Raw genomic sequence first — 13,547 nt, forward strand, 5'->3', positions numbered from 1 at the left:
GCGATCTCGGTCACGACGTCGCTGCCGGCGCCTTTTCCGATGAGGCCGCTCAGATAGCGATCGATCTGCGGCGCGAACTGCGCCAGGGTGGCGAGGTCGGTGGCCGATGCCGCCACCCCGGCGGTCAGCCAGCTTTGCAGGAACGGCTGGGCGATCGACCAATCCGAATTCGCCGTGTTGCCGACAAAGCCGCCGTTGCTGTTGACCATCGCCTCCAGCCCGGCCCGCAGGAAATCCGGTGCGGGATTGCCAGAAGCATCCTTCTGGGTCAGTGCGGCGTAGAGGGAGGCGCCGGGACTGCCGACGTTGTAGGCAAGACGCAGTATCGACACCTGCTGATCGGAATTGAGCGCGTTCCACGAAGCCCCGAAGCCGAAAGTCGCGGGATTATAGGCAGCGCTGTACTGGGTGTAGAGATCGTTGAGCTTGATGGTCGCGATCGTCTCGGCGGCCGTTTGAGACACCACCGGCTGCGACGTCAGACCCGGTATGGAAAATTGGATGGGGGTTTTTACATTATAGCCAGGGACCGTACCGCCGTTATTGTTAAGTGCCGTTGCCGCGGTGGTTAGTGCGGCAAGCAAAAGATCGTACGTCGTTTTAACGCCATTCGTATTCGGCACCGCCTGGGTGGCCGATACACCGAGCGCTTCGAGTACCTTGGTCAGCTTGGCTTGGCTCATTACCGACCATTCTGTTTGGCCGTTAACAACCGAAGCAACAACCAGAGCAGTTCCAATCCCAAGCGTCGGAATTCCTCGACTATCGTAATAAATATATGTTTCGGAACCTTCACTCAGGCCGAGAGCACTCGCGGCATTCGAAACCACATCTTGCGGGGTCATTTTCCGTCACTCCGATTTCCGCTATTTGGCGCAGGCAATGGTTTTTGAGGGGAAAGAGGCCTCTGGAATAAACAAGAAGTATGTTTTATGGGACTCAGTTCGTCAGTATCCCCGGGAGACGCTATAACTGTTCCTGTCCATGTATTTTTAGACAGAGTTATATTTTGAACACCGCCGTCATCTTCTATACTAAGCGACCACACCTTCCCTCGATAAGAAACTAATGCACTTAATCCGTATTGTTCCGCCCACAGATTTTCGTATGTGTCCCGCCCCTGTAGTGAGGCATCATCATCGAGAGTACAACTATCTGGATACAGGACGTTATAAGTTGGAAAAATACATTTCTGACTTTTAGCCTTTGTACAAACACCTTCTACATACAAAACGTATTGATCATTTTCAGGATTTTCATTTAGAAAATTAACATAATAAATATATGTATATTTTGTACGATAATATTCCCGTGGAACGTCTAACCCTTTTGAATCGATAGCCGGCCATATCACTGTATCCGGCTTGAGCTTCTCACACTTCGGCCAATAGGCACGCAATTTGGGATCATCGATCGTCTCCCCTCTCGCGATCGGCTCGATGAATTTAATGCCCCGCATGGCGCGAAGGTCTTCGCCAAAGCTGCGGCAGAAGGCGATCTCCTCCTTCGATGCGCCGTGCGCCAAGTCGGCTTCCGTGGGATAGGTCAACGTCGTTGCGCTATGCGCGTAAAGCTTGAAGATCACCGCCTTGTCAGCTTCGCTCTTGAAAGAGCGCGGGAGCGTTCGCCCGTCGACCCATTGGCTCGTCGGAACTCCCGATGCCCCGGCCTGCTGCCCATCCGCCCCAAGAGCCTGGACAGACATCAGCACCACGCTCATGGCGACCCAAAATGCCAACCGGCACCGTTCCAAAGGGATCGGCACCCCCGACCTGGAGTCCGCCTTCTTGCTGTTCATCCCCTTCGTGCCCTTTCCGTCATTCCGACCACAGTCTTCCCCACCGTTTCCCGCTTTCCGCGAGAAACGGCCCGGTCACCCGATTGTTGCGTGATGCAGCCCTGCCCCTGAAGTCTTTCTCCACCCCACCCACCGGGATCGTTTTCGGCTTCTATTCCCATAGACGTTTTGAGACCGCCAAAACCACACAACCAAAAGAAGAAATTTTTATGTCATAGGCCGCTTTTCTCAGACTGCGCGTTGGCGTCCCTCGGCCATCGCCACATTGTTGGCCGCCGCCGCCGCCGCGTCGACGCTGGCGAACAGGCCGGGGTCCTCGGCCGCCAGGACGATGTCGGCCCATTTGTCCGACATCTCCCCCAGGCCCAGCCGCGCCGCCAGAAAGCCCTCGTCGGCCTTCGCCGCCTGCAATTGCACCGCCAGCGCCACCAGCGCCGCCACGTCCGCGGGCAGCCTGGCCGTGCCGCCGTTATCGATGGTGTCGAACTGGTTGCTCAGAAGCTGGCCATAGGCGCTGGCCGCCGCCGACTTCTTGCGCCGCGATGACCGCCTGCAATTGTGAAGTTGAAATAGGAAGGTCGGCCATTGATCATTCTCCATATCCGCTCGAATCTCGGACTTTCTGGTCATCGGACTCAGGCTGTTTATTTTCCCGCGAATTCACTGGTCACTCGTCGTTTCTGAGCAATGTTGCTTGCTTCGCCAAGAATGGCCAAAAACGATGTGTTGCTTGATTCGATTGAACTCTCGGTGTTGGAACGCAGCGGAAATCTTGTCGCACCTGTGATTGTCCGTGACGATCATCTGCGTGCCACGCCTCTCAGCACGAATCTGACATTCGCCATCGGTCAACTCGAGGCCGTCTCCAAGCGGTGTCGCAGGCCCCTCAACGGTGTACGAATTGGCGTCCCCCAGATAGAGACGAACATAAAGATACAACGGCGCCGTTTGGCCGTCCGCGTGCGACCCCAAGTCCGCATGCGTGTTCACACCAATTTCGTCGCGGCCAGAGCACCAGAGGCCTGTCCACTGACCTAGGCCATCCGTTTCTGCGGCCACAACGTCAATTGACCCGACCGTGATGCAAAACAGGGTTACGAAAACCGGGGTCAGAGTCCGAAAAGCTCTGTTCGTTCTGGTGACAAAGCCCTCTGACCGTTGTCTTCGCTGGGAACGGCACGCGGACGTCCGCTTGGCCTCGGGTTGAGCGCAGCCAAGCTGGACAACACCGCCCACCAGGACAAGCGGCCTATAGCGTCGGGAAATCTCCTGTCTTGAGAATGAAGTTGTGCAGTTCCTCACCCCCCAAGACAGGAGTCCCCAATGGCCTCTACGACCATCAGCCCTTTGCGGCAACGCCTGATCGACGATATGACCATCCCCGTCGATCAGTGTGGTCAGCGTCGTCCCGTCCACCGCGCCCGCCGGAGTCGTGATAGCGATCAGACCCGTTCCATCGGCCGCCACCGTCACCCCGTCCACCGACAGGCCCCCGTCCGACGTCACCGACGCCGCGTTCGTTCCGTCCGCCGAGGTCACCACCGCGCCGCCATCGGAAAGACGAAGGCTCGACCCCGCCCCGAAGGACAGGCTGGCCCCGCCGGCGGCGAGCGTTCCCGATCCGTCGGCGTTGACCGACAGACCGCCCACCCGCAATCCCGCCGCCGTCAGGTCGACCGCCTGCGTCCCGTCCAGCGCCACCGTCGTCCCGCCGGCCGCCGCGAATGTTCCCGCCCCCGACGACGGCGTGATCGAAAGGGTGCCCAAGCTTGAGCTCACCGATACCGTGCCGTCGGCGTTGATCACCGGGCTCATCCCGGAGGCGAAGCTGTAAGCCGCGCCGCCCGTCGTCGTGATATAACCACCGCCGGCGGTCAGGGTGCCGATCGAATAGCCGCTGTAGACCTGCGCCGTGCCCACCTGGGTGTTGTTCGCGTCCAGCACCACGCCGGTTCCGGTGCCGGACAGATCCACCTCGGTCAGGCCGTTGGCCCTGGAAACGATGGTGACTGGGACAACCGACAATACGGTATCGGATGACGTGGATGATGCGGCACTTTGAACCGCGAAGGGATCGCCAGATTGCGGAGTTATTATTTTGACAATATTGTCGCCAATTGTGCCGGCGACGGCATTCTGGCCAGAGATATAGCCCGTAACCCGGTCAATCGAGAAAGCAGAGCCGCCAGACGTGGACACCAGGATATTGCCGGAAGACGTGAAGCTGGCGGACGAGGCTCCGGTCAAATCATACGTGACACCATCGGAACCGATGCCCTCAATCGAGAATCCCGTGCTGGTCGGAGCAATCGTTGTGGTCGACCAAATTGTATTTCCTTGGTCATCCTCTTGAGGAACGATGAATACCTTGGTGCCGAAATTCGGACTCGTCGGATCTATATTGGCACCGCTTATGTTGCCGTATACATTCGTACTCAGGCCCCAACGGCCGGACGGATCAGGCAGATTGAAGGATATCGGAGACAGGCTGCCCCACTCGGTGCTTTCATCTATGACACCCTGCTTTATGGCGGTTTCGACGGCGGACAAATAATCGGCCAGGGATTGTCCAACCTTGTTGGCAAGCAGCCATGCGTTCGCGGTGAGCGCCACGCCATCAGCGGCAAGGCCGATTGGTTCAAGTGCCTCGAATGCCGCAGGCCCTCCGATGAGACCAAGAATACCGGACGCCTTACCTGTGAATGTGGCGCCATCCGCGATCATGGATGCGATTGCATTATTTTGTGCGGTTTGGTCATCCAAGGCAGTCGCATTTTTATAATCTTTGATATCAGAATTTAAATTTGCCGCGCTGGTGGCCAGCCCCAGAACCTTGTCGGCGGCGCTGATCGCGGAATTCGTGTAATCGATCGACGAACTTACCGCGGACGCGAGGGTCGCCGCTTTGACAGCAACGTCACCGGCTGTGTTCGTCCCGTTCTTGTAGCCCTGCACAGTGTTTTGAAAATCCGTCCACGCGTTTGAAATACCGGACGTATCAATTAGAGCCACTTCCGCCTCCGATGGGAAATAATTACGCTACAAATTACTTTCAAAACGATTGTTGTTTTATTTCTGCAAGGATACTCATTCAATCTTCACCACACGGAACCCGAAAGCTCCGCTGCGTTTGTCGGGTGGAAAACTTATCCTGTCGTAAGAAGTGATCAATTGCGGGGGCGTCACCCAGGCCCCGCCGCGCGCAACATGTTCCCGGCAATCTTCCGCCGCCCACGCGCTTCCATCCGATGGTGCGCCGGAATAATCGTGGTGCCCGCAATCATCAACCCATTGCTCCACGTTGCCGAGCATGTCAAAGAGCCCCCACGGATTGGGACGAAACGTCCCGACCGGCGCGGTTCTAACGAAGCCGTCGTCGCACGGAGCGACCGTCGTCTTGTCTGGAAAGGCCAGTTTCTCCGCCTGATCGGCGCCGTTGACGTTGACGCATTGCGCCGAGGGGTCATCACCCCAATAGCGGGAAGTCACCGTTCCGGCGCGGACCGCGTATTCCCATTCGGCCTCGGTTGGAAGGCGGTAACGCCCGCCGTTTCGTTTGCCGGCCACTTGTCCGATCTTCGTGTTAAGCCAAGACAGAAATGCTTGCGCATCATTCCAGGATACGCAAACAACCGGATGCCGCCCCGTCTGATCGAAACCAGGATCTAGCCAATTGTTGCTACCGCTGTTAATCCATGTACGCCCGTCATAGACTTCGCATCCGTGCGAAACAAATCCGGTCTCGCGCGCGAATGACGCGAACTCGTCCCTGGTTACCGTGTATTTGCCGATCGCGAAGGCCTTTACGCTGACGCGATGCTTCGGCCGCAGGGATACGAGAAAATTCAGCGGCACCGCCAAGCGCCCCGCGTCTTCATCGGACAAGCCCATTTCGAAAGTGCCGCCCGGCAGCGTCACCATCTCCGGACAGTTTGGGCAGTCGCGAAAAGTCGTAAATGCGGAAGGCGTAGCCTCGGTCGCCGGCGATACTTCCGCGTTAGATTGCGCCGCCGCCGGAAGAGTGTTGAATATTACGCAGATAAACAGTAGCCCGGCGACGAGACTGGAGACAAAACCGTTCCTTGGCGGGCGACAGAAAGCTCGAATGATTTTCGCTGATAATACCGCCAAAATATTAAACGGTCTTCCCCCCTCTCTCCGGGGTAGCACGACGGAAACCACCATTGCGGCCATGGCAGCGCAAAACGCATTCCAACTACCTACCGAGGTCTTTTCTCTCCCCGCCGGAAAAATCGCCTTATTGCTGTTCATGCCTTTTTGCGTCCTTCTTACCGCCGCCGACGGCGCATAGCTCCTGCCTCCCTGTCTCCGCTTTCGCGGAAACAGTCTTGCCTTACGCTAAATAAAAAGTGTGATGCCCGTCTGAACCTGCCCCCGCCCACCGGAATCGTTTTCGGCTTCTATTCCCATATAGACGTTCCGAGACCGCCAAAACCACACAACCAAAAGAAGAAATTTTTATGTCATAGGCTGCTTTTCTCAGGCTGCGCGTTGGCGTCCTTCGGCCATCGCCACATTGTTGGCCGCCGCCACCGCCGCGTCGACGCTGGCGAACAGCGCGGGGTCCTCGGCCTCCAGGACGATGTCGGCCCATTTGTCCGACATCTCCCCCAGGCTCAGCCGCGCCGCCAGAAAGCCCTCGTCGGCCTTCTGTCCGAAAGGCCGAAGCATCTGAAGACACCGATGAACAGGATGAATGCCGACGAAGGCACCGCCGTCGGCGTAATGGGCCGTCACAAATAACCGCGTCGAACAAACATCGGCGTCATTTTCAAAGTCGTCCTATGCAGACCAGCCATGTCCGCACCAATACTCCCCTTCATGGCAAGATCTGCCCGACCGCAAGATCGAACCGCTGCCCGTCCGCCGTTTCGAGGGCCATTTCCTTACCGAGAGTGATCGTCCCGATGTCGCTTAAGCCCAGATCACGGGCCGGATGGCCGTTGACGGCGACGACGCGGTCACCGGACCGCAAGCCAGCGCGCTCGGCGGCGGTCCCGGGCAGAACGTCGATGATCTCGAAGAACTCACGCTCCGGCTTGTCGAAGATCAGCCCCGTTCCCTCCCACGACGTCCTTGGCCGCGCGGCGGCGTCGGGCTCGAATTTGCGTGGTCAGCGGCAAGGAAAAACCCTCGGCCGGCGGCTCGAACCGTCCGGGCGGAATCAGCGTCAGCCGCCGGTTGTGATAATCGATGCGCACCGTGTATTTGCGTAGCAGCTCCGCGCCGATCAGTCCGGCCAACCGGGGTTTCGAACCGCGATCGACCAGGCCGTTCCGCAGTTCGGCGACCAGGAGCTTTTGATCCTCGATGACGGCCGCGCCGAGCGCGATCTTTCGCGCCGTCACCACTTTCGCGGCGACCAGATGCGGCCCGAACCCCGCCATCAGCCTGTCGCCATCGGAGGCGGCGTCGAGGTCTTGGGCGGCTTCCCGGGTGACCGTCGTCCGGGCACCGCTATCGAGGAAGAAGGGTCGCGGCGGATGGCCGTCGAGCGACGCCTCGATAACGATATGTCCTCCTTCGGCGACGAAGGGAACGACGATGCTTTGCACAGCGACGGTGTCTGTCTCCGACGCGGGCGCGGTATCACCGGCCCCGCCGAGAGCATGCTCGATCTCGGCCGCCGAGGGAGGGTCGTCGGCCGGCCCTGCCGCCTCCACCGCCATGCATGGCGCAAAGAGGAGAACGGTCGCCAGGCCGCAGCGGGCGAGCCAATGATGCGGCACGGACATTCCCGTCCGGCCCATCCTCCGGCTGTCGAACCAATCCTTTCGTGTCACTGGCGCCCCCAGGCTCTCAAAGAACTCCGGGGCGGTCTTTGCCCCAAGGATCGTGCAACGCCACGTCGATCCCGTCCAAATCCTTCGTGTTCCGGGTCACCAGGATCATGTCATGGGTCAGCGCTGTTGCCGCGATCAGCGTATCGATGACGGGCCGCGAACGATCCGACGACAATTCCCCCCACAGCCGCGCGATGGGGGTGTCGATGGCGACGATGCGATCGGCAAAGCTCTGTTCGAGCCCATCGACCCAGCCATTGAGCAGAATTGCCGCATCCGGATCACTTCTGCGCTTGATTTCGACGCCCTTGCGCAATTCGCCGACAGTCAGAACGCTGATGTAGAGGCTGGACGCATCCATCTCCGTGAGAAAGGCGCGAACCCGATCGTTCATATGCACCTTCCGCGTTTCCGACACGATATTGGTGTCGAGCAGATAGCGCCGTCCTCCGCTCATAACGCGATATCCCGACCAGTATCCGGCTCCCGCTCGATGGTGAAGTCCTCCACCTTCGGGCCACCGAGCAGATAGGATTTGAAATCGGGCTTATGAGCGACAAGTGCCTGGTAGTCCTCGACGGACAACAAGACAACACGGGCCACGCCGTGCCGCGTGATGGTCTGCGGGCCTTCCACGCGGGCCATCTCGATCATCTCACTCAACCGAGTCTTCGCTTCTTGAACCTGCCATGTCGCCATGTCGCACCTTCTGACCAGAACAACCATAATATCGACTATATACCGGAAAAGCACAAGGGTGGCTTCCAGGGCGTGTCCTCAATTGATGGGAACGGCCACATTGCTCGATTTTTATGATCGTCATTCGCCCTCGATACCGTCCATTGCCAACCGGCCCAGCTTCGATGCCAAATCGAGACGGCTGGTCCGCCAGTCGGCCAGGGATTGGACCTTCTGCCGTTTGGCGGCGGCCAGGGCGGACTGGGTGTTCAAAAGCTCGATCATCGAACCGGTTCCGATGGTGTATTGCCGTTGCGAAACCGTGCAGGACTGTTGGGCGATGTCCAGAAGCTTGGCGCTCCGCACAAGATTTTGCGTCGCCGTCTGCACCGCCTGATAGGCCGTCCAGACGTCCAGTCCGACTTGCCGGCGCGTATCGTCCAGGCTGGCCTGTTGCGCTTCGGTCTGCGCCTTCGCCTGCCGGACCTTGTATTCCCGCTGAAATCCCTCGAACAACGGCACCGTGACCTGCAAACCGACATATTTGTCGGTCTTCGTGGCCGCATAGCTTCGCAGCCCCAGGCCTTCGCTGACCGGCTGATTGTCGCGGCTCGATCTGCCGACCAGACTGACCGTCGGCAATCCCTCGGCTTCCGTCCGGCGGATGCCCGCCTCGGCCGCCCTGAGTTGCGCCTCGGCGGCACGAACGGAAGGATGCCGGCGCACCGCGTCGTCGATCAGGGCCGAAACCGCATTTTCGAATGCCGCATCCGGCTTGAGGCCGGTGTCCGCATCCGGCAGCGTCACCGGCGTATCCGGCCGAAGCATCATGTCCGCCGCCAGCAGGCCGACGGCGCTCCGCGCGTCGCCCTCGGCCCTGGCCCTGTCCACCTGGGCCTGCACAAGGACCGTCTCGGCCTGCAGGGCGTCGCTGACCGGCGATACCCCGGTATGAACCAGCCGCGTCGCGATGTCGAAACCGTGTTTCGCCATCCGTTCGGTTTCCAACGCCGCCGTCAGCAGGCTCTGCCTGGCCTGGGCGGCGTAATAATCCTTGGCCACGGTGGCGAAGACGAGTTGCAGCGCCGCCTGGTGACTGGCCTGGGCCGCCGCAAGAAGTTCCGTCGCATTGTCGAGGGCGGCCTCCCTCCCGCCGAAGTCGTAAAGCACCCAGGAAAGAGAAATGCCGGCGCTGTAGGCGGTCGAAACGACCGAGGTCTCCAGTTCGGGATGCCCGACGACCTTGGTCTTCGATCCATCGCGCATTTCCTGGACCGAGCCGGAAAAGGTCGGCAGATAGGCGCCTTTCGCCACCCCGACCGCCGCCGCCTGTTCCTTGATGCCGGCCCATGCCGCCATCGTCTTGGGATGGCCGCACAGGGCGCGTTCGACGGCCTCGGTCAAGCTCAGGGGCTGGCCGGGGGCGCCAAAAGCGCAGGCGCCGCCCCCCAGCATCGAACTCGCCGGGGTTTGGGGGATGTCGCCGTCCGCATCGAAAGGATCGATGCCGTCGGCCGCCGCGACCGAGGGAAGCAACATTCCGCCGACGAGCAGGCCGATCCACGACCCCGGCCGGCGAATCCGCGCGATGATGTCTTGTTGCCCGTGGCGCATTCCGGCCGATCCTTCAACGTTCCGTCATCGCTTCATGGCGGTAACGGACCAATGGCGAGAGCAGATAGCTGATGACGCGCCGGCGCCCCGTCTTGATCTCGGCGGTGACCGCCATGCCGGGGATGAGCGGCGTCGCCCCCTGCTCGGTCTCGATGGCGGTCTCGGCAAGGGCGATATGGGCGACATAGGAGGGCTCACGGGTCGTCGGATCGACCGGGGCCGAGGGTTTGTCACCGGCGTCGCGTTGCGACTGCGCGCGCTCGTCCTGTCCGACCGAATCGCGGGACACGCCGGCGACATGTCCGTGCAGAAGGCCGTAGCGCGTGAAGGTAAAGGCCTCGACCTTGATCTCGGCCTCCTCGCCGGCATGCACGAAACCGACATCCTTATTGGGAAGGCTGGCTTCGATTTCCAAGGCGGCATCGGCCGGCACGATCACCATCAATGCCTGCGCCGGCGTCACCACGCCGCCCAACGTATGCACGGCGAGTTGCTGCACGGTGCCGTCGACCGGCGCCCACAGGGTCTGCAACATGGTCTTCCGGGTCGCCTTGACCAGATCCTGGTCCTGTTCGGAAATCTGCGTCTCGGCCTTGGCGAGATCGGCCAGCAGCGTCCTGCGGTACTCCTCCTCGGCCTGTCGGCGCTGGGCGGCAAGCGCGGCGATGGCTCGCTCGGTCTCGTCCTTCTTGTGGCCCTGGACCACCAGTTCGCGCTGCTGCTCGACCAACAATTGCCGCGCGGTCAGCATGTCGATCTGATTGCCGTATTCCATCCTGGCCGCCTCCTCGCGGAGGTCGGCCCGGCGCGAGATCAGCGGCAACGAGGCCTCCAGCTTGGCGATGGTCGCCTTCACCCCCTCGAGTTCGGCCCGGCGCTGCTCGGCCTGATGGTCGATGGCGGAAAGCTTGGCGGCCTGCTCGGCGGCCTGCGCCATCATCTCGCTTCTCGCCGTGGCCAGGTCGGCGGGATCGGCCTCGGTTTCAAGGCCGTCGAAGACGTTGCCCCCGGCCGGCCCCAGCAACCCCTTCAGACGGGCGGCATCGAGGCGGGTACGGGAAAGATCGCGGGCGATGCGCCGCTGGTCGGCCTGATTGGTGGTCAGGTCGAGTTCGACGAGCAGATCGCCCGCCGCGACCTGCTGGCCGTCCTTGACATGGATCGCCTTCACCACCCCGATCTCGAAGGGCTGGATCGTCTTGACGCGTCCCGACGGCACGATGCGCCCCTGCGCCGTCGCGATAATGTCGACGCGGCCGAATATGGACCACAGCAACGCGCTCCCCACCAGGGCCACGATGGTCAGCATGATCGTACGGCCCAGCGGCGAAGGCGGCGTCTCGACGATTTCCAGCGCCGCCGGCAAAAACTCCCGTTCGTGGCCGGGCCGCCGCCATTGGCTGGCAAGATCCGCCAGGCGACCATGGATCCCGGCCAAGACGGCGGACAGACGCCCGGCATTCATGGCAATACCCCGCCTGGCCCGGTCACTCGCCGACATGAACACCCGCCTGAATGCCGTAAAGGGTGGCGTAGCGGCCGCCGGTCCTGATCAGCGCATCGTGGTTGCCATCCTCGACCAACCGCCCCTTCTCGATGGTCAGGATGCGATCGGCGCGGCGCACGGCGGAAAGCCGGTGGGCGATGACGAACACCGTGCGGCCCCTGGCGATGCCGGCCATATTGTCCTGGATGATGCGTTCGGATTCGTAATCGAGGGCCGAGGTGGCTTCGTCGAAGATCAGAATGCGGGGATTGCCGATCAGGGCGCGGGCGATGGCGATGCGCTGGCGCTGTCCGCCAGAAAGCGTGGTGCCGCGCTCGCCGATCTCGGTGTCGTAGCCGTTGGCGAGCTCAAGGATGAAATCGTGCGCCCCGGCGAGCCGCGCGGCGGCGATCACCCGCTCCATCGGCAAAGCCGGATCGGCCAGCGCGATATTGTCCCGGACCGTCCGGTTGAACAGCATATTTTCCTGCAAGACGACGCCGACCTGCCGGCGCAGCCAAGCGTGATCGGCCATGGCCAGATCGACGCCGTCGATCAGCACCTTGCCCGATTCAGGGGTGTAAAGGCGCTGGATCAGCTTGGTGAGAGTGCTCTTGCCCGAGCCCGAGGGACCGACGATGCCGATCATCTGGCCGGCGGGAACGGAAAAGCTGATGTCCTTCAGGATCTCCGGCCCGTCGAGGCGATAGCGGAAGGAGACATGCTCGAAGGACACCAATCCCTTGATCGGCGGCAGACTGGCGGCAACGTTGCGTGGTCGCGGCTCGACCGGGGAATTGAGGATGTCGCCCAGGCGCTCGACGGAAATCCGCGCCTGCTGGAAGTCCTGCCACATCTGGGCCAGCCGCAGCACCGGCTGGGCGACGTGGCCGGACAGCATGTTGAAGGCGACCAGCCCGCCGACGGTCAGATCGCCGTCGATCACCGCCTTGGCGCCAAAATAAAGCGTCGCGCCCAGCGTCAGCTTGTTGATGAGCTGCACCGTCTGCGAAGCGATATTGCCCAGGGTCTGCGTGGAGAAGCTGGCCCTGACGTAAGCCGCCACCTGCTCCTCCCAGCGCCGGCGCAGGGCGGGCTCGACCGCCATCGCCTTGATGGTCTCCACCCCCGTCACCGATTCCACCAGGAACGCCTGGTTCTCGGCGCCACGGCGGAATTTCTCGTCCAACCGATGCCGAAAGAGCGGCGTCACCCCGGCCGAGAGGGCGATATAGAAGGGAAAAGAGGCGACGACGATGAGGGTCAGATCGACGCTGTAGGACAGCATCACCCCCAAAAAGACGAACGTGAAGAGAAGGTCGATCACCAGGGTCAGCGCCGAGCCGGTGAGGAAGGAGCGGATATTTTCGAGTTCGCGCACGCGCGCCACCGAATCGCCCACCCGTCTGGCCTCGAAATAGGCGATGGGCAAGCCGATGAGATGGTCGAACACGCGGGCCGACAGTTCCACGTCGATGCGGTTGGTGGTGTGGGAAAAGACATAGGTGCGCAAGGCGCCCAGCAGCACCTCGAACAGCGAGACGATGACCACCCCCAGCACGATGACGTCGAGGGTGGAAAGCCCGCGATGCACCAGCACCTTGTCGATCACCACCTGGAAGAACAGCGGCGTCACCAGCCCGAGGATTTGCAGGAACAGCGAGGCCAGCAGCACCTCGCCAAGCACGCGCCGATAGCGCCACACGGCCGGCATGAACCAGGAGAGGTCGAATTTTCGACCCAACGGCGCGTCGATGGCCCGGCGGGCCAGCAGGAGAACATGGCCGTTCCAGACGGCGAGAAAATCCTCCCATTCCATCAGTTCCGGCCGGGCGTCGCCCGCCCGTTGCAGCAACAGACGTCTCGTCCCATCCCGGGCGTCGACGATCTGGCCCAGAATCAGGAAACTGCCGTCCGTCATCGCCGCCAGGCAGGGAAACGGCGTCTTCGAAAGACGCTCCGCTTTCACCGCAACGAAGCGAGCCTTCAGTTTCAGCCAACGGGCGGCACGAAGCAGATCCTCCGCTCCGCTCGCCTCGCCGCTGCTCTTGCCGAGACGGTGTTGAAGCTCCGCCGCATCCGCGGCGATACCGAAATAACGGGCCAACAGCACCAACGCCGCCAGTCCGCTGTCAAACCCCGCCCCCGTCCTATCCCCGTCCATGCC

The 13,547-nt window shown here is 61.3% G+C and carries 13 protein-coding genes; all 13 read right to left on the reverse strand.

Annotated elements, in window-relative coordinates; translation table 11 throughout:
• Nucleotides 1–845 (reverse strand): hypothetical protein (locus CWS72_RS27595; RefSeq protein WP_146002910.1); only part of this gene is annotated, 845 nt, incomplete at its 3' end.
• Nucleotides 842–1,798, reverse strand: a complete 957-nt coding sequence (locus tag CWS72_RS27600; RefSeq protein WP_146002911.1) for a hypothetical protein — start codon at nt 1,796–1,798, stop codon at nt 842–844. The genes CWS72_RS27595 and CWS72_RS27600, both read right to left, overlap by 4 nt.
• A 228-nt stretch (nt 1,799–2,026) precedes the next feature.
• Nucleotides 2,027–2,398, reverse strand: coding sequence for a hypothetical protein (locus tag CWS72_RS27065; protein ID WP_101253785.1), 372 nt, complete (start codon nt 2,396–2,398; stop codon nt 2,027–2,029).
• Nucleotides 2,399–2,458: 60 nt separating this feature from the next.
• Nucleotides 2,459–4,810: an autotransporter outer membrane beta-barrel domain-containing protein gene (locus CWS72_RS27070; protein WP_101253786.1), complete on the reverse strand. Its 2,352-nt coding sequence runs from the start codon at nt 4,808–4,810 to the stop codon at nt 2,459–2,461.
• Nucleotides 4,811–4,885: 75 nt separating this feature from the next.
• Complete coding sequence (locus CWS72_RS27075) at nt 4,886–6,070, reverse strand: formylglycine-generating enzyme family protein (protein ID WP_101253787.1); 1,185 nt, start codon at nt 6,068–6,070, stop codon at nt 4,886–4,888.
• Nucleotides 6,071–6,298: 228 nt separating this feature from the next.
• A complete protein-coding gene (locus CWS72_RS27080; RefSeq protein ID WP_146002912.1) occupies nt 6,299–6,490 on the reverse strand; it encodes a hypothetical protein in 192 nt (63 codons plus the stop codon).
• A gap of 148 nt (nt 6,491–6,638) precedes the next feature.
• Nucleotides 6,639–6,872, reverse strand: coding sequence for a PDZ domain-containing protein (locus CWS72_RS27085; protein ID WP_101253789.1), 234 nt, complete (start codon nt 6,870–6,872; stop codon nt 6,639–6,641).
• Nucleotides 6,847–7,554: an aspartyl protease family protein gene (locus tag CWS72_RS27090; RefSeq protein ID WP_158240845.1), complete on the reverse strand. Its 708-nt coding sequence runs from the start codon at nt 7,552–7,554 to the stop codon at nt 6,847–6,849. The genes CWS72_RS27085 and CWS72_RS27090 overlap by 26 nt, the downstream gene beginning before the upstream one ends.
• A 64-nt stretch (nt 7,555–7,618) precedes the next feature.
• Nucleotides 7,619–8,059, reverse strand: a complete 441-nt coding sequence (locus CWS72_RS27095) for a type II toxin-antitoxin system VapC family toxin (RefSeq protein WP_101253791.1) — start codon at nt 8,057–8,059, stop codon at nt 7,619–7,621.
• Nucleotides 8,056–8,301, reverse strand: a complete 246-nt coding sequence (locus tag CWS72_RS27100) for a type II toxin-antitoxin system Phd/YefM family antitoxin (protein WP_158240846.1) — start codon at nt 8,299–8,301, stop codon at nt 8,056–8,058. Before CWS72_RS27100 ends, CWS72_RS27095 begins: the two co-directional genes overlap by 4 nt.
• Before the next feature lie 120 nt (nt 8,302–8,421).
• A complete protein-coding gene (locus CWS72_RS27105; RefSeq protein WP_199176014.1) occupies nt 8,422–9,894 on the reverse strand; it encodes a TolC family protein in 1,473 nt (490 codons plus the stop codon).
• 13 nt (nt 9,895–9,907) lie between these two features.
• Nucleotides 9,908–11,395 (reverse strand): HlyD family type I secretion periplasmic adaptor subunit, encoded by a 1,488-nt coding sequence (locus CWS72_RS27110; protein ID WP_199176015.1) that lies wholly within the window; start codon nt 11,393–11,395, stop codon nt 9,908–9,910.
• Nucleotides 11,382–13,547, reverse strand: a 2,166-nt coding sequence (locus CWS72_RS27115; protein WP_338056234.1) for a type I secretion system permease/ATPase, incomplete at its 5' end; no start/stop codon positions are given. The genes CWS72_RS27110 and CWS72_RS27115, both read right to left, overlap by 14 nt.

This window comes from Telmatospirillum siberiense (genome assembly GCF_002845745.1).
GTDB lineage: Bacteria > Pseudomonadota > Alphaproteobacteria > Rhodospirillales > Magnetospirillaceae > Telmatospirillum > Telmatospirillum siberiense.